The organism is Pseudomonas sp. P110(2024) (genome assembly GCF_057480795.1).
In genome coordinates this window covers 223,326-246,029 of record NZ_JBLIYT010000003.1, presented here as the reverse complement: position 1 = coordinate 246,029, position 22,704 = coordinate 223,326, and the positions used below count along the sequence as shown (strand labels likewise).

Genomic DNA, 22,704 nt, shown 5'->3' with positions numbered 1-22,704 from the left:
GATAGGGCTCGAGTTCTGTAGTGTAACGGCTATGGACAGAAAAAAGGGCAGCCTGGGCTGCCCTTTTCATCTTTAGCGCTGGTGCATTAACCGAGTGTTAACGCGTATGTCAGTGCAGGCCTTGAATGTAGCTGGACAGTGCTTCGATGTCCTTGTTGCTCAGCTTGCCGGCGATGGTGCGCATGGTCATGGCGTCGCCGTCGTTGGTGCGGTTGCCTTCGCGGAAGTCGGTCAGCTGCTTGCTGACGTACTGCGCGTGCTGGCCGCTCAAGTGCGGGAATTTCGCCAGGGCGATGCCCGCGCCGTTGGGCGAGTGACAGCCGGTGCAGGCGGGCATGCCTTTCTCGAGGTTGCCGCCATTGAACAGGGCACGGCCACGCTCGACCAGTTTCGGATCGGCGGCACCAACGCTGCCTTTCTGGCTGGCGAAGTAGGCGGCGATATCGGCCAGGTCCTGGTCGTTGAAGTTGGCCAGCATGCCGGTCATCTCCAGCACGGTACGCTTGCCGTCCTTGATGTCATGCAACTGCTTGTTCAGGTAGGGCTCACCTTGGCCGGCGAGTTTCGGGAAGTTCGGTGCCAGGCTGTTGCCGTCAGGGTTGTGGCAGGCCCCACAGACAGCTGTTTTGGCCTGACCGGCAGCAGCATCGCCTTTGATGGGGCCCGCAGCAGTTGCCGCACCTGCGACCCCCATGGTCAACAGCAGACTCACGAATAGTTTGTTCATCAGCTAATCCAACACGGCTAAGGGTGAAATGTTATGTATCGGGACTGCCGCTCATCCAAAGGATGACCAAACGGTAGTCCTCGGCACTGCAGTCCATGCACAATCCACGCGGCGGCATAGCCTTGAAACCCTGTGTAACATGTGCCACCAGTTGCTCCATGCCTCGCGCCAGCCTTGGCTCCCAGGCCGCCCGGTCACCGCTTTGGGGTGCCTGGGGCAGTTGTCCGGCGTGACAGGCCGCGCACGTGCGGTTGTACAACGCCTCGGGATCCTGTGTAGCCTGTGCGCTGAAAAACGGCAGGAACATACCGACAGCAAGCAGCCATTTCGCCATGCGAAACGACCTGACAGGGTTGGGGGCCGCGCTGCGTTCTGTTGCGCGAGCTATTGTTCGACACCCCATGCTCAATTGCCTTCGCTGGGCGAATGAGCACACAAAAACTGGGGCATTATATACTTCCGCCAGCCAAACGGAAACGACACCGCTTGCCAGGCCTGGTCCTACGCCTCCAGCGCTGGGCAACACCCACATCGGAAATCCCATGCAAGTCAAGAACCCCATCCTCGGCCTCTGCCAGAAAGCCAAATTCGCCCTCAGCGCCGCCAAGGTCGAACAATGCCCCGAAGACCAGGGTTACGAGGTGGCTTTCGCCGGCCGTTCCAACGCCGGTAAATCCAGCGCCCTCAACACCCTGACCCACGCCAGCCTGGCGCGCACCTCGAAGACCCCCGGGCGCACCCAGCTTCTGAATTTCTTCAGTCTGGACGATGAACGGCGTTTGGTCGACCTGCCGGGCTACGGTTATGCAAAAGTGCCGATTCCGCTCAAGCAGCACTGGCAGAAACACCTGGAAGCCTACCTGGGCAGCCGCGAGTGCCTGCGCGGAGTGATCCTGATGATGGACACCCGCCACCCGATGACCGACTTCGACAAGATGATGCTCGATTGGGCCAAGGCCAGCGGCATGCCCATGCACATCCTGCTGACCAAGGCCGACAAGCTGACTCACGGCGCCGGCAAGAACACCTTGCTCAAGGTGCAGGCGGAAATCCGCAAGGGCTGGGGCGATGCGGCGACCATCCAGCTGTTCTCGGCGCCCAAGCGCCAGGGGCTGGAAGAGGCCTACCGGGTGCTGGCGGACTGGATGGAGCTGGAAGACAAGCCAGCTGTCTGAAGGCCAAGGGATACTTACGTGGGAGCGGGCGTGCCCCGCGATCAGTCGATCGCGGGGCACGCCCGCTCCCACGGATTTCCCAGGCTTCAGGCCGAATTCCGGGCAAAAAAAACCCCGGACTTCGTATGGGGAGGGGGAAGTTCGGGGTCCAAGTCCGGACCGCTAGGGCGGGGTCCAGATATCTGCCAACACTTAACACAACATAGGAGCATCGAAAGGCTTCACCAGCCATTCAGTACCTCTGAGTGGCGGTTCACCGGTTTAGTTCCGAGCCCCTCGAAACTATTTGCGATAGTTTCATGAAACTCCTGATCTAAGGCCCGAGGCCAGCACCGGATCCGCGACACCACGCCGCAGATCCTACACAGCTTTCACGCGGGGTTTAGTGAGCTTCGTCCCAATTCGAGCCGACACCCACTTCCACCAGCAGCGGCACGTCGAGATCCGCAGCACCACTCATATAGCCACGAATTTCATCTTTCACCTGCTCGACCAGGTCCTCGCGCACCTCAAGCACCAGTTCGTCGTGCACCTGCAGGATCACTCGCGCATCCAGCTTGCTGTCGGTCAGCCAGTTGTCCACCGCTACCATCGCGCGCTTGATGATGTCCGCCGCGGTGCCCTGCATCGGGGCGTTGATCGCGGTGCGCTCGGCGCCTTTACGCAGGGCCGGGTTCTTGGCGTTGATGTCCGGCAGGTACAGGCGGCGGCCGAACAGGGTCTCGACGAAGCCTTGCTCGGCGGCCTGGGCGCGGGTGCGCTCCATATAGGCGAGCACGCCGGGGTAACGGGTGAAGTAGCGGTCGATGTAGTCCTGGGACTGCTTGCGATCGACCCCGATCTGCTTAGCCAGGCCGAACGCGCTCATGCCATAGATCAGGCCGAAGTTGATCGCCTTGGCGCTACGGCGCTGGTCGCTGGTGACGTCCCCCAGGGCCACGCCGAACACCTCGGCGGCGGTGGCGCGGTGCACGTCCAGGTCGTTGCGGAAGGCATGCAGCAGGCCTTCGTCCTTGGCCAGATGAGCCATGATGCGCAGCTCGATCTGCGAATAGTCCGCCGCCAGCAGTTTGTAGCCGGGGCTGGCGACGAAGGCCTGGCGAATGCGCCGGCCTTCGGCGGTGCGTACCGGGATGTTCTGCAGGTTCGGGTCGCTGGACGACAGCCGGCCGGTGGCGGCCACGGCCTGCTGATAGGAGGTGTGGATCCGCCCGGTGCGCGGGTTGATCTGCCCCGGCAGCTTGTCGGTGTAGGTGCTCTTGAGCTTGCTCAGGCTGCGGTACTGCATCAGTACCTTGGGCAGCGGGTAGCCCTGCTCGGCCAGGTCATCCAGGACCGCCTCGGCGGTGGACGGCTGGCCCTTGGCGGTCTTGCTCAGCACGGGCATGCCCAGCTTGTCGTAGAGAATCGCGCCCAGTTGCTTGGGCGAGCCCAGGTTGAACGCCTCGCCGGCCAGGGCGTACGCCTCACGCTCAAGCTCCACCAGCTTCGCCCCCAGCTCGCCGCTCTGCACGCCAAGCAGCGCGGCGTCGACCAGCGCGCCCTGGCGCTCGATCTTCGCCAGCACCGGCACCAGCGGCATCTCGATGTCCATCAGCACCGGCAGCACGCTCGGCGTCGTGGCCAGGCGCGCCTGCAACGCGTGATGCAGACGCAGGGTGATGTCGGCGTCCTCGGCCGCGTAGGGGCCGGCCTTTTCCAGGGGGATCTGGTTGAAGGTCAGTTGCTTGGCGCCCTTGCCGGCGATGTCCTCGAAACCGATGGTGGTGTGGTCCAGGTACTTCTGCGCCAGGCTGTCCATGTCGTGACGGGTGGCGGTGGAGTCGAGCACATAGGACTCGAGCATGGTGTCGTAGGCCACGCCGCGCATCAGGATGGCCGGGCTGCCGTTGGCCAGGATGTTGATGTCGTACTTGGCGTTCTGGCCGATCTTGCCCTTGGCCGGGTCTTCCAGCAGGGGCTTCAGGGCCAGCAGCACGGCGTCACGGTCGAGCTGGGCGGGGGCGCCTTCGTAATCGTGTGCCAACGGTACGTAGGCGGCCTCGTGGGGTTCGACGGCGAATGACAGGCCGACCAGTTGCGCCTGCTGCGCGTCGAGGCCGGTGGTCTCGGTGTCGAAGGCGAACAGCGGCGCCTGGCGCAGTTTCTCCAGCCAGGCGTCGAAACGCGCCTGGTCGAGGATGGTCTCGTACTTCGGCTCGACCTTCTCGGCCACTGGCTCAACGTCGGCAGCAACGCTGCCACCGGCCTGGGGCGCGCTACGCTGGACCTCGGCCACCCAGCTCTTGAACTCCATCTCGGTATACAGCGCCAGCAGCGCCTCGCGGTCCGGCTCGCCGCAGACCAGGGCGTCCACTTCGACATCCAGCTCGACATCGCACTTGATGGTCGCCAGCTCGTAGGACAGGAAGGCCGCGTCGCGGTGCTCCTCCAGCTTGGCCGGCAGGGTCTTGGCGCCACGGATGGCCAGGGCCGGCACCTTGTCGAGGTTGTCGTACAGGTCGCGCAGGCCGCCGCCGATACCGGTCAGCAGGCCGACCGCGGTCTTCTCGCCAACGCCCGGCACGCCGGGGATGTTGTCGACCTTGTCGCCCATCAGGGCGAGAAAATCGATGATGTGCTCGGGACCTACGCCGAACTTCTCGTGCACGCCGGCGATGTCCAGCACGCTGCCGGTCATGGTGTTGACCAGGGTGACGTGGCCGTCCACCAGCTGGGCCATGTCCTTGTCGCCGGTCGAGATGATCACCGGACGGCCGGCGGCGGCGCTGCTGCGCGCCAGGGTGCCGATGACGTCGTCGGCCTCCACGCCTTCGACGCACAACAGCGGGTAGCCGAGGGCGCGGACGCTGGCGTGCAGCGGCTCGACCTGCACCCGCAGGTCGTCGGGCATGCTTGGGCGGTTGGCCTTGTACTCGGCGAACATGGCGTCGCGGAAGGTCCCGCCCTTGGCGTCGAAAACCACCGCGAACAGGCTGTCCGGGTACTGCTTGCGCAGGCTCTTGAGCATGTTCAGCACGCCCTTGACCGCGCCGGTGGGCATGCCCTTGGAGGTGGTCAGCGGCGGCAGCGCGTGAAAGGCGCGGTAGAGGTAGGACGAACCGTCCACCAGGACGAGGGGCGCTTGGCTCATGAGGAGAATCAACCTTTTCGACGGGTCCGGCGCTAGAATAGCCAGATCAATGACGACAAAAGGACTAGGTTATCATGCGCACACCCATTCGCCTGTTACTGCTCGGTCTGCTGGTCACCATGCCAGTCGTCACCCAGGCGGCGGACGAAGCCCCATCGGCCGATCCCGATGTAACCATTCGCACGGAAGGCGACAAGACCATTCAGGAGTACCGTCAAAACGGCTTCCTGTATGCGATCAAGGTCACGCCGAAGAACGGCAAGCCTTATTTCCTGGTACGCGCCGATGGCTCCGAAGGCAATTTCATTCGTTCCGACCAGCCGGACATGCTGATTCCGTCCTGGAAGATCTTCGAGTGGTAAGCTAGTAACGCGTATCGTTCTTATCAACCAGGCACTTCCGGCGGAAGTGCCCGCATGGGCAATTCTTCAACATGTCAGTCTTCACCCCTGTGTCCCGGCCTGAGCTGGAAACCTTTCTGGCGCCGTACGAGCTGGGTCGCCTGCTCGACTTCCAGGGTATCGCCGCCGGTACCGAGAACAGCAACTTCTTCGTCAGCCTGGAAAAAGGGGAGTTCGTCCTCACACTGATCGAGCGCGGGCCGGCTGAGGACATGCCGTTCTTCATCGAGCTGCTCGACGTGCTGCACGCTGCCGACATGCCGGTGCCCTATGCCCTGCGCGACCACGACGGCAACGGCCTGCGCGAGCTGTGCGGCAAGCCGGCGCTGCTGCAGCCACGGCTGTCGGGCAAGCACATCAAGGCCCCGAACAACCAGCACTGCGCCCAGGTCGGCGAGCTGTTGGCGCATATCCACCTGGCCACCCGCGAGCGCATCATCGAGCGCCGCACCGACCGTGGCCTGGACTGGATGCTGGAATCGGGCGCCGAATTGCTGCCGGGCCTGAACCGGGAACAGGCCGGGCTGCTGCAGCCGGCACTGGCGGAAATCACCGCGCACAAGGTGCAGATTCTCGCCCTGCCCAAGGCCAACCTGCACGCCGACCTGTTCCGCGACAACGTGATGTTCGAAGGCACCCACCTGACCGGGCTGATCGACTTCTACAACGCCTGCTCCGGGCCGATGCTGTATGACATTGCCATCACCGTGAACGACTGGTGCCTGGACGAGCAGGGCGGTATCGACCTGCCGCGCGCCCAGGCCCTGCTGGGCGCCTATGCGGCGCTGCGGCCGTTCACCGCCGCCGAGGCCGAGCTGTGGCCGGTGATGCTGCGGGTGGCCTGCGTGCGCTTCTGGCTGTCGCGCCTGATCGCGGCGCAGGCCTTCGCCGGGATGGACGTGATGATCCATGATCCGAGCGAATTCGAAGTGCGCCTGGCGCAGCGTCAGCAGGTGGCGCTGAAGCTGCCGTTCGCGCTTTAAAGGGCAGCTCGTTCAAGTTATCGATGATTGGCCACGAAGCGGGTGCCACACAACGTGGCGCCTGCTTCGCGGCTGCTCCTACAGCTGTTCCAGACAGCCGGTCAGGTCGCTGCCCAGCTTCTCCAGCAAGCGCTCATAGCCCCTGGCATCCACTGTATCGCTGCCCCCCAACGCATCCAGCTCCGCCAGGCGCACCGGCAACCCGGCCGTCAGCGTCTCGGCCAGGCGCGGGCGCAGCGGCGGCTCGCTGAACACACAAGTCTTGCCCACTGCCTGCAGGCGCTTGCGCATGGCGGCGACGTGCTGCGCGCCCGGCTGCACTTCCGAGGCGACGCTGAACACACCGGCGTGCTTCAGGCCATAAGCGGCCTCGAAGTAGTCGAAGGCTTCGTGGAACACGAAGTACGGCTTGCCGGCGATCCCCGCTACCCGCTGTTTGATCCGCCCATCCAGGGCATCCATGCGCTCGACGAACAGCTTGAGGTTGGCCTGGTAGCGCGCCGCATTAGCCGGATCCGCTGCCGCCAGGTCGCCGGCCATCTTCGCCGCGATCACCCGGGCATTCACCGACGACAGCCACAGGTGCGCATCGAGGCTGCCCGGACGGTGGTCGTGATCGTGATCGTCGTGGTCCTCCTCGTCGTGGGAGTGGCTATCCTCGCCGAAGTGACGCAACTGCATACCCGACAGCGACTGCACGGCCACGGTCGGCTTGGCGCGGCTCTTCAGCACACGGGGCAGGAAGCCTTCCATGTCCGGGCCGATCCAGTACAGCAGGTCGGCATCGGCGACCTTGCGTACATCGGAGGGGCGAAGCGCGTAGTTGTGCGGAGACGCCCCCGGCGGCAGCAACACGTCGGGGCTGCCGACACCGTCCTGGACGGCGGCGGCGATCTGCTGAAGGGGCTTGATGCTGGTCAGCACGCGCACGTCGGCGTGGGCCGAAAAAGCGATGAAAGCGACAAAGAGGGCAAGGAATCGGGACACGGTGGATACTCGGGTCGTCAGAAACAGGTAACATAATAACGTCTCCATCCTGAACCGTCGCTGCCCATGTCCATCACGCCGCTGGCCCACCGTCCCCACGATCATTCCCACTGCGTCCACAGTGCGCTGGCCGAGGCCGACGCGCTGTGCAACCGTCAGGGCCTGCGCCTGACCGCCCTGCGCCGCCGCGTGCTGGAGCTGGTGTGGCAGAGCCACAAGCCGCTGGGCGCCTACGACATCCTCGCCGTGCTCAGCGAGCAGGACGGCCGTCGCGCCGCGCCGCCCACCGTCTACCGGGCGCTGGACTTCCTGCTGGAGAACGGCCTGGTGCACCGCATCGCCTCGCTCAACGCCTTCATCGGCTGCAGCCACCCCGAGCATGCGCACCAGGGCCAGTTCCTGATCTGCCGCGCCTGCCATGTGGCCATCGAGCTGGAGCAGAACAGCATCAGCGACGCCATCGTCAGCAGCGCCAAGGCCGTGGGCTTCGCCGTCGAGACGCAGACGGTCGAAGTGGTCGGGTTGTGCGGCAACTGCCGGGGCAAGGCATGAGCGACGCCCTGATCCGCCTTGAGCAGGTCGGCGTCAGCTTCGGCGGCGAGGCGGTGCTCGACAGCATCGACCTGGCCGTCGCGCCCGGGCAGATCGTCACTCTGATCGGCCCCAACGGCGCCGGCAAGACCACCCTGGTGCGCGCCGTGCTCGGCCTGCTCAAGCCGCACCGCGGCACGGTGTGGCGCAAGCCGAAACTGCGCATCGGCTACATGCCCCAGAAGATCCAGGTAGACGCCACGCTGCCGCTGTCGGTGCTGCGCTTCCTGCGCCTGGTTCCCGGGGTAGACCGCGCGGCAGCCTTGGCGGCGCTGCAGGAAGTCGGCGCCGAGCAGGTGATCGACAACCCGATCCAGACCATCTCCGGCGGCGAGATGCAGCGCGTGCTGCTGGCCCGTGCCCTGCTGCGCGAACCCGAGCTGCTGGTGCTGGATGAACCGGTGCAGGGCGTCGACGTGGTCGGCCAGACCGAGCTGTACAACCTGATCACCCGCCTGCGCGACCGCCATGGCTGCGGCGTGCTGATGGTCTCCCACGACCTGCACCTGGTGATGAGCGCCACCGATCAGGTGGTCTGCCTCAACCGCCATGTGTGCTGCTCGGGCCACCCGGAGCAGGTCAGCAACGACCCGGCCTTCGTCGAGCTGTTCGGCCAGAACGCGCCGAGCCTGGCCATCTACCACCACCATCACGATCACAGCCACGACCTGCACGGCTCGGTGATCGCCCCCGGCGCCCATGTCCACGGAGAGCACTGCAAGCATGGCTGATTTTCTTCTCTACGCCCTGCTTGCCGGCCTGTCGCTAGCGCTCGTCGCCGGCCCGCTGGGCTCCTTCGTGGTCTGGCGGCGCATGGCCTACTTCGGCGACACCCTGTCCCACGCCGCGCTGCTCGGCGTGGCGCTGGGCTTCGCCCTGGACGTCAGCCCGGCGTTGGCGGTGACCGTCGGCTGCCTGTTGCTGGCGATCCTGCTGGTGACCCTGCAACAGCGCCAGCCACTGGCCTCGGACACCCTGCTCGGGATCCTCGCGCCCAGCACCCTGTCGCTGGGCCTGGTGGTGCTGAGCTTCATGCACGATGTGCGGATCGACCTGATGGCCTACCTGTTCGGCGACCTGCTGGCAATCAGCCCCACCGACTTGGCCTGGATACTCGGCGGCAGCGCGCTGGTGCTGGTGCTGCTGGCGATGTTCTGGCGGCCGCTGCTGGCGGTCACCGTGCACGAGGAACTGGCGATGGTCGAGGGCCTGCCGGTGGCCGGCCTGCGCTTGGCGCTGATGCTGCTGATCGCCGTGGTGATCGCGGTGGCGATGAAGATCGTGGGCGTGCTGCTGATCACCTCGCTGCTGATCATCCCGGCCGCCGCGGCACAGCGTCACGCCCGCTCACCGGAACAGATGGCCGTGGGCGCCAGCCTGCTGGGGGTTACCGCGGTCTGCGGCGGCCTGGCGCTGTCCTGGTTCAAGGACACCCCGGCTGGGCCTTCGATCGTGGTCTGTGCGGCGGTGCTATTCTTGCTGAGCCTGGCGTTGCCGAAACGCTGAGATTCCAGGGCGCACGCTGACGCGTCCTGCAACCTTTTCATCGCTTGCAGGTCACACAAGACCCGTTTTCGAGCGTGCGCACCTGGGTGTAGACTTGCTCGCTTTTTGCGCAAATAGAGAGTCGCAGGAATGAAGCCGTTCGCCTCACGTTATCTGCTTGTTGCCGCGTTTTCCCTGTTCCTGACCGCCTGCTCCAGCAAGCCGGTCGAGCAGCCGGTCGCGCCTGCCCAGCCGGATGCCTGGCAGCAGCTGGAACAAAGCATTGCCAGCAACGAACTGGCCACCGCCGAAGACCAGCTGGCAGCGCTGCAGGCCCAGGCACCGGGCGATGCGCGCCTCGAGCCGCATCAGCGCCAGCTGGCCGAGGCCTACCTGCAACGCAGCCGCATCGTCCTGCAAAAAGGCGACGTGAATGCCGCCGCCACCGCGCTGGCCCGCGCCCGGGCGCTGATGCCCCAGGCACCGGCCCTGACCGGCGGCGATGCCATGGCCCAGGCGCGCAAGGCCGAGCTGGAAAAGGCCGAGGCAGCGCTGAAGGCGGCCGAGTCCAAGCCCAGGGCCCGGGTCATCGACCCGACCGCGCCCAGCACCGTGGTGGCGCTGAAGACCACCGACAGTCGGGCGATGCGCCGCCAGTTGGATGACATTGCCGCCGATGTAGTGAATTACCAGTGCGAGGTGGTGTTCCAGGTCCCGCGCACCCAGGACGCGCCGTGGCTCAAGACCCTGCTGGAGAAGCGCGTGCGCAAGCTCGACAGGGGTTTCGAGCTTGAGCAAAAGCATGAGATCCAGCGCTCATTGCCGGCGCAGGTGGTGTTGATTCCCCACCAGCAATAAACCTGACAGGGCCCCATCGCCGGCAAGCCGGCTCCCACACATGATCCCTGTGGAAGCCGGCTTGCCGGCGATGGGCTTCATAGCAGCCCCCGACTATGCCGGAACAACTTCGGCAGCCGCCTCCCGCGCCCACACCCGGTGACCCTCGACTGCCTTGAAAAACGCCTCGAGCACCTTCGGGTCATCGCCCAGCAACAGCCCCACATCTTCCTTGAGCCCCAGTTTGTTCAGCAGGAGCTTGCCCTCACTGGCTACGCCCATGGGCTTCAGATGCTTGTAGGCCTCGAGCAAAAAATGCTTGGCCACGCCACTGTTTTCCAGCGCCTCCAACGACACCTTGCCCGCCGGCACCCACACGCCGTCGAACATCACCGACGGCATGCCCTCCATCGACGCATCCACCGGCAGCTGCTTGCCATCGGCAGTCTTCACTGGTGCCGAAGTCGGCGCGAGCAGCATGGGGCGCGCACTTTGCGCCTCCAGCGCCTTGACCACCTTGTCGACACTCGCGTCATCCACGCCATCAGCCACCAGGATGGCAATCTTGCGCCCACTGATGCCGATGTCCCCGAGGTGGTTCATCTGGCTCAAGGCCTTTGAATGCGCCGGCTTGCTGCCCTTGACCTTGACCGTGCCGGCCTTCGGCGCCGGCAGCCCGAGGTTGGCCGCCACCGCTGCCGCCAACTTGAGATCGATGTTGGCCAGAATCTCGTTCACCTCCCGCGCCCGGATCGCCTCGCGCTCGACCTTGCCCAGCTCGAAGCTGTAGGCCTTGATGATGTGCTGCTGCTCGGTGGGGCTCATGCTCTGGAAGAACAGCCGCGCCTGGGAGAAATGGTCGCCGAACGACTCGCTGCGCTGGCGGATCTTGTTCGCATCGATACGTTCCTGGTAACTCTCGAAACCGCCATCCTGCGCGGCAGCCGGCGTTTCCTTCGGCCAACCGCCATCGATCGAGTTAGGCTCGTAGGAGGCCCGCCCCTTGTCGATGGTCATGCGGTGCATGGCATCGCGCTGGCTGCTGTGATTGGGCGCGACAGGGCGGTTGATCGGGATCTCGTGGAAGTTCGGTCCGCCCAGGCGGCTTATCTGGGTGTCGGTGTACGAGAACAACCGGCCCTGCAGCAAGGGATCATTGCTGAAATCGATGCCCGGCACGATATGCCCTGGGCAGAAGGCAATCTGCTCCACTTCGGCGAAGAAGTTGTCCGGGTTGCGGTCGAGCACCATCTTGCCCAGCGGCGTCACCGGCACCAGCTCCTCGGGGATGAGCTTGGTCGGGTCGAGCAGGTCGAAGTCGAACTTGTGCTCGTCGGCCTCCGGCACGATCTGCACGCCCAGTTCCCATTCCGGGTAATGACCGGTCTCGATCGCTTCCCACAGGTCGCGGCGGTGGTAGTCGGTGTCCTTGCCTGCAAGCTTCTGGGCTTCGTCCCACAGCACCGAGTGCACGCCCTGGCGCGGCTTCCAGTGGAACTTGACGAAGCTGGCCACGCCTTGGGCATTGATCAACCGGAAGGTATGCACGCCAAAGCCTTCCATCATCCGCAGGCTGCGCGGGATGGCGCGGTCGGACATGGCCCACATGACCATGTGCGCGGATTCCGGCACCAGCGATACGAAGTCCCAGAAGGTATCGTGGGCAGAGCCACCGGTGGGTATCTCGTTGTGCGGTTCGGGTTTGACCGCGTGGACGAAGTCGGGAAACTTGATCGCGTCCTGGATGAAGAACACCGGCATGTTGTTGCCGACCAGATCGAAATTGCCCTCATCGGTGTAGAACTTCACCGCAAAGCCGCGCACGTCTCGCACCGTGTCACCCGAGCCACGTGGGCCCTGCACGGTGGAAAAGCGTACAAACACCGGGGTTATTTTCTCGGGATCTTGCAGGAAACCGGCCTTGGTCAGTTCGGCATGGCAGCCGTAGCTTTGGAAGTATCCATGGGCGCCGGTCCCGCGGGCATGGACGATACGCTCGGGTATGCGCTCATGATCGAAGTGGGTGATCTTCTCGCGCATGATGAAGTCTTCGAGCAGCGAAGGCCCGCGGACACCGGCCTTGAGACTGTTCTGGTTGTCGGCGACCTTCACCCCCTGGTTGGTGCGCAGCGCCTGGCCGCTGGCGTCGCTGCGAAAAGCCTCCAGGCTCTGCAGCTTGGCGTTGGTGTTGGCCTTGTCCGGGGTGTCGGTGCCGGCGACAGGGCTGGGCTGTGGCGCCTGGGGCGTCTTGCTGGGCATCTTCGGCTCTCCTCATCAGTCATCAGGCTGCCCATTCGGGCTTGTTCAATTAGTGACTGGGCCGCCGTCGGATGCGTTCAATCGGATTGCCGACCGTCGCGATATGCCGATTGGATTGGAGCATTGCGAAATTAATGCTAAGAACAGGCAGGGGAAAAGGCTAAAATGCGCGACCCCGGCTAACCGCTGACCCAAATTCCATGCGCCCCACAAGGTTCGCTCAGTGATCGAGTTTCAAAATGTCCACAAGACCTACCGCGTCGCCGGTAGGGATATCCCGGCCCTGAACCCGACCAGCCTGACCATCGAAGATGGCCAGGTGTTCGGCCTGATCGGCCACTCCGGTGCCGGCAAGAGCACCATGCTGCGTCTGATCAACCGCCTCGAGGAGCCGTCCGGCGGCAAGATCGTGGTCGACGGCGAAGACGTCACCGCCTTCGACGCCAACCAGCTGCGCCGCTTCCGCCAGCAGGTCGGTATGATCTTCCAGCACTTCAACCTGCTGGCGTCCAAGACCGTCGCCGACAACGTCGCCCTGCCGCTGGTGCTGGCCGGCGAGCTGTCGCGTGGCGAGATCGACAAGCGCGTCACCGAGCTGCTGGCCCGTGTCGGCCTGTCCGAGCATGCGAAGAAGTACCCGGCGCAGCTGTCGGGCGGGCAGAAACAACGCGTCGGCATCGCCCGCGCCCTGTCCACCAACCCGAAGATCCTGCTGTGCGACGAGGCCACCAGCGCCCTCGACCCGCAGACCACCGCCTCGGTGCTGCAACTGCTGGCCGAGATCAACCGCGAGCTGAAACTGACCATCGTACTGATCACCCACGAGATGGACGTGATCCGCCGGGTCTGCGACCGCGTGGCGGTGATGGACGCCGGGCAGATCGTCGAGCAAGGCCCGGTGGCTGAAGTGTTCCTGCACCCGCAGCACGCCACCACCCGGCGCTTCGTCCAGGAGGACGAGCAGATCGACGAGAACGAGCAACGCGACGACTTCGCCCATGTGCCGGGCCGTATCGTGCGCCTGACATTCCAGGGTTGCGCCACCTACGCGCCTCTGCTGGGCACCGTGGCCCGCGAAACCGGTGTCGACTACAGCATCCTGGCCGGACGCATCGACCGCATCAAGGACATTCCCTATGGCCAGCTGACCCTCGCCTTGATCGGCGGAGACATGGACGCGGCATTCGCCCGCTTCACTGCAGCTGATGTACATATGGAGGTACTGCGCTGATGGACATCCTCAGCTATTTCGCCAACGTCGACTGGGTCGAGATCTGGCAAGCGACCAACGACACCATGGTCATGCTGTTCATCTCACTGGCCTTCATCATCCTGCTCGGCCTGCCGCTGGGCGTCGTGCTGTTCCTGTTCAGCCCTCGGCAGATGTTCGAGCACAAGAAGATCTACGCAGTGCTGGCGACCATCGTCAACATCGTGCGCTCGGTGCCATTCATCATCCTGCTGATCGTGATGATCCCGATCACGGTACTGATCACCGGTACCTCGCTGGGTGTCGCGGGCGCGATTCCGCCGCTGGTGGTCGGCACGACGCCGTTCTTCGCACGCCTGGTCGAGACGGCCCTGCGTGAAGTGGATCGCGGCATCATCGAGGCCACCCAGTCGATGGGCGCCACCACCCGCCAGATCATCTTCAAGGCAGTGCTCCCTGAAGCCATGCCGGGCATCATCGCCGCTATCACCGTAACGGCCATCACCCTGGTGTCCTACACCGCCATGGCCGGCGTGGTCGGTGCCGGTGGCCTGGGCGACCTGTCGATCCGCTTCGGCTACCAGCGCTTCCAGACCGACGTGATGATCGTCACCGTGGTACTGCTGGTGATCCTGGTCCAGGTGCTACAGATGATCGGCGACAAGCTGGTCGTGCATTTTTCCCGTAAGTAACCCCAATGGGGTCGGCCCGGCCGACCCGTTCGGGGGCCGTCGCGGCCCTCACAAGGAGTGATCAATGAAGAAGCTGCTTGCTGTTGTCGCCGCCGTCGCGGCCTTCTCGGCCCACGCCGAGACCCTGACCGTCGCCGCCACCCCGGTGCCGCACGCCGAGATCCTCAACTTCGTCAAGCCGCAGCTGGCGAAGGAGGGCGTGGAGCTGAAGGTCAAGGAGTTCACCGACTACATCCAGCCGAACGTGCAGGTCGCGGAAAAGCGCCTGGACGCCAACTTCTTCCAGCACCAGCCTTACCTGGATGAGTTCAACAAGGCCAAGGGCACCCAGCTGGTCAGCGTTGCCGGCGTGCACCTGGAGCCGCTGGGCGCCTACTCGAGCAAGTACAAGAAGCTCGACGAACTGCCATCCGGCGCCACCGTGGTCATCCCCAACGACGCCACCAACGGCGGCCGTGCCCTGCTGCTGCTGGACAAGGCTGGCGTGATCAAGCTCAAGGACAGCAAGAACATCCTGTCGACCGTGAAGGACATCACCGGCAACGACAAGAAGCTGAAATTCCGCGAGCTGGAAGCGGCCACCATCCCGCGCGTGCTGACCCAGGTCGACCTGGCGCTGATCAACACCAACTATGCGCTGGAAGCCAAGCTGAATCCGGAGAAGGACGCCCTGGTGATCGAAGGCAGCGATTCGCCTTACGTGAATATCCTGGTGGCGCGTCCGGACAACAAGGACGCCGATGCCATGAAGAAGCTGGCTGCGGCCCTGCATTCGCCTGAGGTGAAGCAGTTCATCACCGAGAAGTACAAGGGCGCGGTGATTCCGGCGTTCTAAGCTGACATCCCCGGGGCCGCTTTGCGGCCCATCGCGGCAGGCCCGAGGAACGAACACCAATCGCGGGGCCAGCCCGCTCCCACGCCAGATTGCGTTCTGGTGTGGGAGCGGGCTGGCCCCGCGATTCATTTCTACGGTCAGTCGCGCTTGACCAGCCCCGGCAACTGCGCCACCAGCTTCTGGTTGTTGAACGGCGCACGGATGAACCCGCGCTGGCGCCCGTCCGGCCCGACCACCGCCAGGTTGCCGCTGTGATCAACGGTGTAGCCCGGCTTGCTGGTATCGGCCGGGATGAACGGAATGCTCAAGGCATTGGCCAGCTTCTGGGTGTCCTCGATCGACCCCGCCACCCCGACGAAATCCTTGTCGAAGTAGCCCAGGTACTGTTTGAGCTGGTTCGGCGTGTCGCGGTTCGGGTCGACGCTCACCAGCACCACCTGCAGACGCTCCAGCGCCTCCTTGGGCAGCTCGCTCTTCACCTGGCGCAGCTGGGCCAGGGTGGTCGGACAGATGTCCGGGCAGTAGGTATAGCCGAAGAACAGCAACGACCACTTGCCCTTGAGCTGGTCCAACACCAGCGGCTGGCCGTTCTGGTCGGTCATGGTCACGTCCGGCACGGTGCGGCTCTGCGGCAGCAGGATGATGCCGGCGTCGATCAGCTCGGTGGGATTCAACTGACCACGGTCGTTGAGCACCTTGTTGACGGTCAGGCCCATGATCAGCGCGACCAGGGCAACGAGGATGAAGACGGTTTTCTGGGTTCGGGTCATAGGTTCAGCAACAGGTAGTGGTCTACGAGCAACGCGATGAACAAGGCGAATAGGTAGCCGATAGAGTACTTGAACGTCTTGATCGCCGCGTGCGGCCGGGTGCCACGGTACAACACCCAGGCCCAGTGCAGGAAGCGCAAGCCCAGGACCATGGCACAGGCCAGGTACAACGGTCCGCTCATGTGGATGGCATAGGGCAACAGGCTCACCGCCAGCAATATCAAGGTGTAGAGCAGGATGTGCAGGGCCGTGTAGCGCTCGCCGTGGGTAACGGGGAGCATGGGAATATCAGCTTTTGCGTACTCCTCCTTGCGATGAATCGCCAGGGCCCAGAAGTGCGGTGGCGTCCAGGCGAAGATGATCAGCACCAGCAGCAGTGGTTCGGCGCCCAGGTGCCCGCTGACCGCCACCCAGCCCAGCAACGGCGGAGCCGCTCCGGCCAGGCCACCGATCACGATGTTCTGCGGCGTGGCACGCTTGAGAAAGCCGGTATAGAGCACCGCGTAACCGAGCAGCGAAGCCAGGGTGAGCCAGGCGGTGAGGGGGTTGGTGAAGGCCAGCAGCAGGGCCATCCCCGCCACGGCCAACAGCAAGGCGAACAGCAAGGCCGGCAAGGGCGCGACCCGGCCCTGGGCCAGCGGGCGCTTGTGGGTGCGGGCCATCAGTGCATCGACGCGGCGGTCGACCACGTGGTTGACCGCCGCCGCGGCCCCCGCGCACAAGCCAATCCCCAGGTTGCCGAACAGCAGGACGCTCCAGGCCACCCCCGCGCGGGTGGCAAGAAACATCCCCACCAGCGAGGTGATCAGCATCAGCACCACCACCTTCGGCTTGGTCAGCTCCATGTAGTCGCGCCATCCGGCGCGCTGGCGTTCCGTGCTCAGAAGCGTCGCCACGAATCGTTCCTCATTTGATGGGAAAGGTGCACGCCGGTCACCGGCGTCAGGCGCCAGCCGTGGCCCACACGGACCTTGTCGACCACGCGGATGCGGTAGTTGACCAGTACCATGCACATCAGCAGCAAGGCGCCACCAGCGTTGTGCGCGACAGCCACGCCCAGGGGCAGGTGGAACAGCACGTTGCTGATGCCCAGGCCCAGTTGCAGCGCCAGCGCCAGCAACACCAGGCGAGCCAGGCCACCCAGGCCGTGGCGGTGCAGCTTCCAGCTCAGGGTCAGCAACACCAGCATGACCAGCAGCGCGCCCAGGCGATGGCTGATATGAATCGCGGTGCGCGCGTCACTGTCCAGTTGCCCACCGAGGTAATTGGGCCCGACGTGCTGGGTCAGGTGGAAGCCGTTGCTGAAGTCGGCCGCAGGCCACCACTGGCCATGGCAGGTGGGCAGGTCGATGCAGGCAACGGCGGCGTAGTTGGCGCTGACCCAGCCCCCCAGGGCGATCTGGCCGATGACCACCAGCAGCGCCAGCGCGGCGATGCGGCGCAGGCTCAGCGGCAGTTTCGGCAATGGCGCAAAGGCCCGGGATAGACGCAGGGAAAGCAGGAAAAGCAGGCTCACCGTGGTGAATCCGCCGAGCAGGTGCGCGGTGACTACCTGGGGCCAAAGCTTCAAGGTAACCGTCCACATGCCGAACGCCGCCTGGGCCAGCACCACGCCCAGCAGCAACACCGGCAGGCGGTAGGGCTGGCCGTCGCGGGCATGCCGGCGCACGGCCTGGAAGGCGAGCAGGGCGATCACCAGCGCCAGGGTGCCGGCGAAATAGCGATGGACCATCTCGGCCCAGCCCTTGGCTTCTTCCACCGGGTGCTCGGGGAAGTGCAGCTCGGCATGGGCCAGCTGGGCATCGGTCTTGGGCACGCTGATGAAGCCATAGCACCCCGGCCAGTCGGGGCAGCCCAGGCCGGCATGGGTCAGCCGGGTATAGGCGCCGAGCAGCACCACCAGCAGCGACAGCAGGGTGGCGAACACAGCGAGACGGAATCCGGGTCTGGCCATGGCGGCCTCCTAGCCGATGTTGGACAGCTTGAGCAGGTGACGCAGGTCGTCCAGCACATGCTTGCCGTTGACCTTGGCGTCGTAGCGCAGCACCAGGTTGCCGTGGGGGTCGACGATCCACAGCTGCGGGCCCACTTCGCCGACCTTCTGGACATAACGCTGAACATCCAGCGGGTAGCGCCGCAACTGTGGGTATTCGCGGCCCAGCAGGGCCTGGTAGTCGGCGGCCAGCGGTTGGGCCGCCGCCAGGGCATGGCTGGCGCGGCTGGCGTCACGGCCCAGGCCGACCTGGATCTGCCGGGCTAGGTACACCAGTTGCCGGCACTCCTCGGCGCAGGCCTCGGGGGCGCTGACCAGCAGCTGCCAGCGCTCGTCCTGGGCATCGATGCCGATGTCCGCGCGACCCTCGCCATTGCCGATCATCACGCCGTGATAGCTGCGCCCCTCCGGCACCCAGAACTTGAGCTTGTACATGAAGGTGGCAAGGATCATCGGCCCGAGCACGACGAACAGGATCAGCAACAGTTGCAGACGCCCCCGGGGCTTGCGGTGGTCAGGCGCGTCCAGTGGACTCGTGGCGGCGGCCATGGCGGTTCTCCTTGTCGTTGTGATGCCAGCCGAAGTACAGGTAGAGCAGCACCAGCGTGGTGGCCAGGGCGAACCACTGCACGGCATAGCCCTGGTGCTTTTCCGGCCCCATGGCGACCACCGGCCAGTCCAGGCGGTAGGCGGCCGGACCGGGCTGCAGGCGCAGTTCCTGGGCGAAGCCTTCGCGGCCCAGCTGCTGCCAGAGCCCGGCCGGGTCGATGGCCGTTAGCAGTTGCGGCCAGCGGCCATCCGGATTGTCCGGGTGCAGTTGGAAGGTCTTGCCCGGCGCCACGTATACCGTGGTGTCCAGCGCCAGGGCCTGGTCCGGGGTGTCGAAACGCACCGGCACCCGACGGTCGGGCCAGGGCAGCCAGCCGCGATTGACCAGCAGCCACAGCCCGCTGGCCTGGTCGTGGAAAGGTTGCAGCAGCTCGACGCCGGCCTTGCCGTCGCGCATCTGGTTGTCCAGCAGCAGGCTGTGGGTGGCATCGAAGCGGCCATACAAATGCACGGGATAGAACGCCGGATCCGGCAGCTGGCGCAGTTGATCGACAGCGACCGGCGCCTTGATCTGGCGCTCGGTGTACGCGGCGAGCAGGTCGCGCTTCTCATCGGCGCGGCGCAGTTGCCAGCAGCCGAGCGCGATCAGGCCCGGCAGCAGCGCGAGCACCACCAGGGTCGGCAACAGGCCGGGGCGAAACGGCCTCACCAGGGCCTCGTCAGGTCGAGCGCTATACTTGTACTCATCACCGCATCCCCCTGGAGTTACGCCATGCTCAAGGCCGCGATTGTCCTGATGCTGCTGGCCACCATCGCCAGCCTGTTCAGTGGCCTGGTGTTCCTGGTCAAGGACGACGACCAGTCGACCCGCCTGCTCAAGGCCCTTACCGTACGTGTCGCCCTCGCCACCCTGACCATCGCGCTGGTGGCCTGGGGCTTTATCAGCGGGCAGTTGGTCTCCCACGCGCCGTTCTGAATTACCTCGATCCCTGTACGAGCGCGCCGCCCTTCAAAGCACATACACGAATATGAACAACCCCACCCACACCACATCCACGAAGTGCCAGTACCAGCTCGCCGCCTCGAAACCGAAGTGCTTGTCCGGCTCGAAGTGCCCGCGCATCACCCGGCAGAACATCACGAACAGGATCAATGTCCCCAGCGTCACGTGCGCGCCGTGAAAGCCGGTGAGCATGAAGAACGTCGCGCCATAGATCCCCGACCCCAGGGTCAGCCCCAGCTTGTTATAGGCCTCGTGGTACTCGTAGGCCTGCAGCGCAAGGAACCCCAGCCCCAGCAGGATGGTCAGCCCCAACCACAGTTTCAGCGGGCCACGATGGCCCTTGCGCAGAGCATGGTGGGCGATGGTCACGGTCACGCTGGAGCTAACCAGCAGAATGGTGTTGATCAGTGGCAGGTGCCACGGGTCGATGACTTCCTTCGGTGGCGGGAACAGTTTCGGGTCCGGTGTGTGCAGCAGCGGCCAGACGAACTCGAAGTTGGGCCAGAGCATGTGCGCCACGCCCTTGGCTCCATCGCCCCCCAGCCACGGCCCGGCCAGCACCCGTACGTAGAACAGCGCGCCGAAGAAGGCCAGGAAGAACATCACCTCGGAGAAAATGAACCAGCTCATGCCCCAGCGGAAGGAACGGTCCATCTGCGCGCTGTATAGGCCGGCATGGCTCTCCTTGACCACCGCGCCGAACCAGCCGAACAGCATGTACGCCAGGAACAGCCCCCCGATGAAGAAGATCAGCGGCCCGTGGGACTCCGGGTGGCCGGCCTTGAGATCGTTGAACCAGGTGCCCAGGCCGAACACGGTGATGAACATGCCGATCGTGGCGATGATCGGCCACTTGCTCTGCGCCGGGACGTAGTAGTGCTCGTGGCTTGCCATGCTTGATCTCCTTCCCTCAACGGGCGGCCTCGGTCGCGACATGGGCGACTGGCGGGTGGCGAGCGGTGATGTCGAACAGGGTGTAGGCCAGGGTCAGGTGCTTCACCGACTCCGGCAGGTCGCGGTCGACGATGAAGCGCACCGGCATTTCGATGCGCTCGCCCGGCTGCAGCACCTGCTGGGTGAAGCAGAAGCACTCGGTCTTGTGGAAGTACGCCGCAGCCTCGGCCGGGGTGATGCTGGGGATGGCCTGGGCGCTCATCGGCTGGTTGGTCGGATTGCGGGCGATGAAGATCATCTGGTTCACCGCCCCCGGGTTGACCTCGATCTGGTCGGCGGTGGAATGAAATTCCCAGCTCATGTCGCCTGCGTTGGTGGACATGAACTGCACCCGCACCGAACGCGACGGGTCGCTCACCTGGGTGCCCGCGTACTGCCCGCCGGTCTTGCCATTGATGCCGAAAGCCTTGCACATCACATCGTAGATCGGCACCAGGGCGAAGCCGAAGGCGAACATCACCACGGTCAGCATCAGCAAGCGGCTGACCAGGCGTTTGAGCGACAGGCCGTCCATGGGCAGGCTCCTACTTCACTTCCGGCGGGGTCTGGAAGGTGTGGTAGGGCGCCGGCGAAGGAATCGACCACTCCAGGCCCTCGGCGCCGTCCCAAGGCTTGGCCGGTGCCGGCGCGCCACCGCGGATGCACTTGATGACGATGAACAGGAAGAAGATCTGCGTGGCGCCGAACATGAACGCGCCGATCGACGAGACCATGTTGAAGTCGGCGAACTGCAGGTTGTAGTCCGGGATCCGGCGTGGCATGCCAGCCAGGCCGACGAAGTGCATGGGGAAGAAGGCCAGGTTCATGCCAACGAACGACAGCCAGAAGTGCAATTTGCCGAGGGTTTCGTCATACATGTGGCCGGTCCACTTTGGCAGCCAGTAGTAGGCCGAGGCAAAGATGCCGAAGATCGCCCCGGGCACCAGTACGTAGTGGAAGTGGGCGACCACGAAGTAGGTGTCGTGGTACTGGAAGTCCGCAGGCGCAATGGCCAGCATCAGGCCGGAGAAGCCACCGATGGTGAACAGGATGACGAAGGCGATGGCGAACAGCATCGGTGTCTCGAAGGTCAGCGAGCCTTCCCACATGGTGCTGACCCAGTTGAACACCTTCACCCCGGTGGGCACGGCGATCAGCATGGTCGCGTACATGAAGAACAGCTCGCCTACCACCGGGATGCCGACCACGAACATGTGGTGGGCCCAGACGATGAACGACAAGAAGGCGATGGCCCCGGTGGCGTAGACCATCGAGGTGTAGCCGAACAGCGGCTTGCGCGAGAACGCCGGGATGATCGAGCTGACCGCGCCGAAGGCCGGCAGGATCATGATGTACACCTCGGGGTGGCCGAAGAACCAGAACACGTGCTGGAACAAGACCGGGTCGCCACCGCCGGCGGCGCTGAAGAAGCTGGTGCCGAAGTGAATGTCCATCAGCATCATGGTCACCACGCCGGCCAGCACCGGCATCACCGCGATCAGCAGGAACGCGGTGATCAGCCAGGTCCAGACGAACAGCGGCATCTTCATCAGGGTCATGCCCGGGGCGCGCAGGTTGAGGATGGTGGCGATCACGTTGATCGCGCCCATGATCGAGCTGATGCCCATCAGGTGGATGGCGAAGATGAAGAAGGTCACGCTCGCCGGGGCGTAGGTGGTCGACAGCGGGGCGTAGAAGGTCCAGCCGAAGTTCGGACCGCCACCGGGGCTGAACAGGGTCGAGACCAGCAGCAGGAACGCCGCCGGCAGCAGCCAGAAGCTGAAGTTGTTCATCCGCGGCAGGGCCATGTCCGGGGCACCGATCATCAGCGGGATCATCCAGTTGGCCAGGCCGACGAACGCCGGCATCACCGCGCCGAACACCATGATCAGCCCGTGCATGGTGGTCATCTGGTTGAAGAACGCCGGCTCCACGATCTGCAGGCCGGGCTGGAACAGCTCGGCGCGGATCACCATGGCGAACGAGCCGCCGAGCAGGAACATGGTGAAGGCGAACCACAGGTACATCGTGCCGATGTCCTTGTGGTTGGTGGTCAGCACCCAGCGCATCAGGCCTTTGGCCGGGCCGTGGGCGTGTTCATGACCGTGGGCGTGGTCGTCGATCACTGCACTCATGTCCTG

Annotated in this window: 24 protein-coding genes; 11 read left to right on the top strand and 13 right to left on the bottom strand. The window is 64.6% G+C overall.

Annotation, left to right across the window (positions count from 1 at the left end):
- Window positions 1-109: 109 nt before the first annotated feature.
- Entirely contained in the window at window positions 110-727 is a 618-nt protein-coding gene (locus AC25ND_RS06265) for a c-type cytochrome (RefSeq protein WP_028688672.1), read from the bottom strand.
- Window positions 728-758: 31 nt separating this feature from the next.
- Window positions 759-1,061 (bottom strand): c-type cytochrome, encoded by a 303-nt coding sequence (locus AC25ND_RS06260; RefSeq protein ID WP_028688673.1) that lies wholly within the window; start codon window positions 1,059-1,061, stop codon window positions 759-761.
- Window positions 1,062-1,269: 208 nt separating this feature from the next.
- On the opposite strand from AC25ND_RS06260, the gene yihA reads away from it, so the two are divergent.
- The gene (gene yihA / locus AC25ND_RS06255) at window positions 1,270-1,902 is read left to right on the top strand and encodes a ribosome biogenesis GTP-binding protein YihA/YsxC (RefSeq protein WP_028688674.1); all 633 of its coding nucleotides are present in this window, start codon (window positions 1,270-1,272) and stop codon (window positions 1,900-1,902) included.
- A gap of 382 nt (window positions 1,903-2,284) precedes the next feature.
- Here the strand turns inward: yihA and polA are convergent, their stop codons facing one another.
- Window positions 2,285-5,035: a DNA polymerase I gene (gene polA, locus AC25ND_RS06250; protein ID WP_062359985.1), complete on the bottom strand. Its 2,751-nt coding sequence runs from the start codon at window positions 5,033-5,035 to the stop codon at window positions 2,285-2,287.
- A 74-nt stretch (window positions 5,036-5,109) separates the two neighbouring features.
- Here polA and AC25ND_RS06245 point away from each other — a divergent pair, with 74 nt between their 5' ends.
- Entirely contained in the window at window positions 5,110-5,397 is a 288-nt protein-coding gene (locus AC25ND_RS06245) for a DUF2782 domain-containing protein (protein WP_028688676.1), read from the top strand.
- Between the two features lie 71 nt (window positions 5,398-5,468).
- Complete coding sequence (locus AC25ND_RS06240; RefSeq protein ID WP_028688677.1) at window positions 5,469-6,419, top strand: homoserine kinase; 951 nt, start codon at window positions 5,469-5,471, stop codon at window positions 6,417-6,419.
- A gap of 78 nt (window positions 6,420-6,497) precedes the next feature.
- Here AC25ND_RS06240 and AC25ND_RS06235 read toward each other — a convergent pair whose 3' ends face one another.
- Entirely contained in the window at window positions 6,498-7,454 is a 957-nt protein-coding gene (locus tag AC25ND_RS06235; protein WP_051555603.1) for a zinc ABC transporter substrate-binding protein, read from the bottom strand.
- A gap of 18 nt (window positions 7,455-7,472) precedes the next feature.
- Between AC25ND_RS06235 and zur the strand changes: the two genes are divergently transcribed.
- From zur to AC25ND_RS06215, 4 genes are all read left to right on the top strand, one after another.
- Entirely contained in the window at window positions 7,473-7,958 is a 486-nt protein-coding gene (zur, locus tag AC25ND_RS06230) for a zinc uptake transcriptional repressor Zur (protein ID WP_028688679.1), read from the top strand.
- Window positions 7,955-8,728 carry a zinc ABC transporter ATP-binding protein ZnuC gene (znuC, locus tag AC25ND_RS06225; protein WP_028688680.1) on the top strand — a complete coding sequence of 258 codons (774 nt, stop codon included), beginning with the start codon at window positions 7,955-7,957 and terminating at the stop codon, window positions 8,726-8,728. Before zur ends, znuC begins: the two co-directional genes overlap by 4 nt.
- On the top strand, window positions 8,721-9,503 hold the full coding sequence (gene znuB / locus AC25ND_RS06220; protein ID WP_028688681.1) for a zinc ABC transporter permease subunit ZnuB: 783 nt from the start codon (window positions 8,721-8,723) through the stop codon (window positions 9,501-9,503). Before znuC ends, znuB begins: the two co-directional genes overlap by 8 nt.
- A gap of 129 nt (window positions 9,504-9,632) precedes the next feature.
- Window positions 9,633-10,340, top strand: a complete 708-nt coding sequence (locus AC25ND_RS06215) for a PA5502 family lipoprotein (RefSeq protein WP_062359987.1) — start codon at window positions 9,633-9,635, stop codon at window positions 10,338-10,340.
- Window positions 10,341-10,433: 93 nt separating this feature from the next.
- On the opposite strand, the gene katE is transcribed toward AC25ND_RS06215, so the two are convergent.
- Window positions 10,434-12,578: a catalase HPII gene (gene katE / locus AC25ND_RS06210; RefSeq protein ID WP_062359989.1), complete on the bottom strand. Its 2,145-nt coding sequence runs from the start codon at window positions 12,576-12,578 to the stop codon at window positions 10,434-10,436.
- Between the two features lie 223 nt (window positions 12,579-12,801).
- Here katE and AC25ND_RS06205 point away from each other — a divergent pair, with 223 nt between their 5' ends.
- From AC25ND_RS06205 to AC25ND_RS06195, 3 genes are all read left to right on the top strand, one after another.
- The gene (locus AC25ND_RS06205) at window positions 12,802-13,809 is read left to right on the top strand and encodes a methionine ABC transporter ATP-binding protein (protein ID WP_028688684.1); all 1,008 of its coding nucleotides are present in this window, start codon (window positions 12,802-12,804) and stop codon (window positions 13,807-13,809) included.
- Entirely contained in the window at window positions 13,809-14,480 is a 672-nt protein-coding gene (locus AC25ND_RS06200; protein ID WP_028688685.1) for a methionine ABC transporter permease, read from the top strand. Before AC25ND_RS06205 ends, AC25ND_RS06200 begins: the two co-directional genes overlap by 1 nt.
- A gap of 64 nt (window positions 14,481-14,544) precedes the next feature.
- Complete coding sequence (locus tag AC25ND_RS06195) at window positions 14,545-15,315, top strand: MetQ/NlpA family ABC transporter substrate-binding protein (RefSeq protein WP_028688686.1); 771 nt, start codon at window positions 14,545-14,547, stop codon at window positions 15,313-15,315.
- 137 nt (window positions 15,316-15,452) lie between these two features.
- On the opposite strand, the gene AC25ND_RS06190 is transcribed toward AC25ND_RS06195, so the two are convergent.
- Genes AC25ND_RS06190 through AC25ND_RS06170 form a run of 5 tightly spaced genes read right to left on the bottom strand, consistent with a single transcriptional unit; the run spans window position 15,453 to window position 19,336 of the window.
- Complete coding sequence (locus AC25ND_RS06190; RefSeq protein WP_028688687.1) at window positions 15,453-16,085, bottom strand: SCO family protein; 633 nt, start codon at window positions 16,083-16,085, stop codon at window positions 15,453-15,455.
- A complete protein-coding gene (gene cyoE, locus AC25ND_RS06185; RefSeq protein ID WP_028688688.1) occupies window positions 16,082-16,981 on the bottom strand; it encodes a heme o synthase in 900 nt (299 codons plus the stop codon). Before cyoE ends, AC25ND_RS06190 begins: the two co-directional genes overlap by 4 nt.
- Window positions 16,966-18,039 (bottom strand): COX15/CtaA family protein, encoded by a 1,074-nt coding sequence (locus AC25ND_RS06180; protein ID WP_062359993.1) that lies wholly within the window; start codon window positions 18,037-18,039, stop codon window positions 16,966-16,968. Before AC25ND_RS06180 ends, cyoE begins: the two co-directional genes overlap by 16 nt.
- A gap of 9 nt (window positions 18,040-18,048) precedes the next feature.
- On the bottom strand, window positions 18,049-18,627 hold the full coding sequence (locus AC25ND_RS06175; protein ID WP_028688690.1) for a hypothetical protein: 579 nt from the start codon (window positions 18,625-18,627) through the stop codon (window positions 18,049-18,051).
- Entirely contained in the window at window positions 18,593-19,336 is a 744-nt protein-coding gene (locus tag AC25ND_RS06170) for an SURF1 family protein (protein WP_062359995.1), read from the bottom strand. The genes AC25ND_RS06175 and AC25ND_RS06170 overlap by 35 nt, the downstream gene beginning before the upstream one ends.
- A 63-nt stretch (window positions 19,337-19,399) precedes the next feature.
- On the opposite strand from AC25ND_RS06170, the gene AC25ND_RS06165 reads away from it, so the two are divergent.
- A complete protein-coding gene (locus AC25ND_RS06165; RefSeq protein WP_028688692.1) occupies window positions 19,400-19,603 on the top strand; it encodes a twin transmembrane helix small protein in 204 nt (67 codons plus the stop codon).
- 33 nt (window positions 19,604-19,636) lie between these two features.
- Here the strand turns inward: AC25ND_RS06165 and AC25ND_RS06160 are convergent, their stop codons facing one another.
- Genes AC25ND_RS06160 through ctaD form a run of 3 tightly spaced genes read right to left on the bottom strand, consistent with a single transcriptional unit; the run spans window position 19,637 to window position 22,698 of the window.
- On the bottom strand, window positions 19,637-20,524 hold the full coding sequence (locus AC25ND_RS06160; RefSeq protein ID WP_028688693.1) for a cytochrome c oxidase subunit 3: 888 nt from the start codon (window positions 20,522-20,524) through the stop codon (window positions 19,637-19,639).
- A gap of 16 nt (window positions 20,525-20,540) precedes the next feature.
- The gene (locus tag AC25ND_RS06155) at window positions 20,541-21,098 is read right to left on the bottom strand and encodes a cytochrome c oxidase assembly protein (RefSeq protein ID WP_028688694.1); all 558 of its coding nucleotides are present in this window, start codon (window positions 21,096-21,098) and stop codon (window positions 20,541-20,543) included.
- Window positions 21,099-21,108: 10 nt separating this feature from the next.
- Window positions 21,109-22,698 (bottom strand): cytochrome c oxidase subunit I, encoded by a 1,590-nt coding sequence (ctaD, locus tag AC25ND_RS06150; protein ID WP_023628965.1) that lies wholly within the window; start codon window positions 22,696-22,698, stop codon window positions 21,109-21,111.
- Window positions 22,699-22,704: the final 6 nt, after the last annotated feature.

Excerpts from the sequence above, each read along its gene's own strand:
- AC25ND_RS06180 (WP_062359993.1), bottom strand. The coding sequence starts at position 18,039 with ATGGCCAGACCCGGATTCCGTCTCGCTGTGTTCGCCACCCTGCTGTCG.
- katE (WP_062359989.1), bottom strand. The coding sequence starts at position 12,578 with ATGCCCAGCAAGACGCCCCAGGCGCCACAGCCCAGCCCTGTCGCCGGC.
- znuB (WP_028688681.1), top strand. The coding sequence starts at position 8,721 with ATGGCTGATTTTCTTCTCTACGCCCTGCTTGCCGGCCTGTCGCTAGCG.
- yihA (WP_028688674.1), top strand. The coding sequence starts at position 1,270 with ATGCAAGTCAAGAACCCCATCCTCGGCCTCTGCCAGAAAGCCAAATTC.
- znuC (WP_028688680.1), top strand. The coding sequence starts at position 7,955 with ATGAGCGACGCCCTGATCCGCCTTGAGCAGGTCGGCGTCAGCTTCGGC.
- AC25ND_RS06200 (WP_028688685.1), top strand. The coding sequence starts at position 13,809 with ATGGACATCCTCAGCTATTTCGCCAACGTCGACTGGGTCGAGATCTGG.
- AC25ND_RS06260 (WP_028688673.1), bottom strand. The coding sequence starts at position 1,061 with ATGGCGAAATGGCTGCTTGCTGTCGGTATGTTCCTGCCGTTTTTCAGC.
- AC25ND_RS06265 (WP_028688672.1), bottom strand. The coding sequence starts at position 727 with ATGAACAAACTATTCGTGAGTCTGCTGTTGACCATGGGGGTCGCAGGT.
- AC25ND_RS06165 (WP_028688692.1), top strand. The coding sequence starts at position 19,400 with ATGCTCAAGGCCGCGATTGTCCTGATGCTGCTGGCCACCATCGCCAGC.
- AC25ND_RS06155 (WP_028688694.1), bottom strand. The coding sequence starts at position 21,098 with ATGGACGGCCTGTCGCTCAAACGCCTGGTCAGCCGCTTGCTGATGCTG.
- AC25ND_RS06190 (WP_028688687.1), bottom strand. The coding sequence starts at position 16,085 with ATGACCCGAACCCAGAAAACCGTCTTCATCCTCGTTGCCCTGGTCGCG.
- zur (WP_028688679.1), top strand. The coding sequence starts at position 7,473 with ATGTCCATCACGCCGCTGGCCCACCGTCCCCACGATCATTCCCACTGC.
- AC25ND_RS06175 (WP_028688690.1), bottom strand. The coding sequence starts at position 18,627 with ATGGCCGCCGCCACGAGTCCACTGGACGCGCCTGACCACCGCAAGCCC.
- AC25ND_RS06245 (WP_028688676.1), top strand. The coding sequence starts at position 5,110 with ATGCGCACACCCATTCGCCTGTTACTGCTCGGTCTGCTGGTCACCATG.
- AC25ND_RS06215 (WP_062359987.1), top strand. The coding sequence starts at position 9,633 with ATGAAGCCGTTCGCCTCACGTTATCTGCTTGTTGCCGCGTTTTCCCTG.
- AC25ND_RS06160 (WP_028688693.1), bottom strand. The coding sequence starts at position 20,524 with ATGGCAAGCCACGAGCACTACTACGTCCCGGCGCAGAGCAAGTGGCCG.
- AC25ND_RS06235 (WP_051555603.1), bottom strand. The coding sequence starts at position 7,454 with ATGGAGACGTTATTATGTTACCTGTTTCTGACGACCCGAGTATCCACC.
- AC25ND_RS06240 (WP_028688677.1), top strand. The coding sequence starts at position 5,469 with ATGTCAGTCTTCACCCCTGTGTCCCGGCCTGAGCTGGAAACCTTTCTG.
- ctaD (WP_023628965.1), bottom strand. The coding sequence starts at position 22,698 with ATGAGTGCAGTGATCGACGACCACGCCCACGGTCATGAACACGCCCAC.
- polA (WP_062359985.1), bottom strand. The coding sequence starts at position 5,035 with ATGAGCCAAGCGCCCCTCGTCCTGGTGGACGGTTCGTCCTACCTCTAC.
- AC25ND_RS06195 (WP_028688686.1), top strand. The coding sequence starts at position 14,545 with ATGAAGAAGCTGCTTGCTGTTGTCGCCGCCGTCGCGGCCTTCTCGGCC.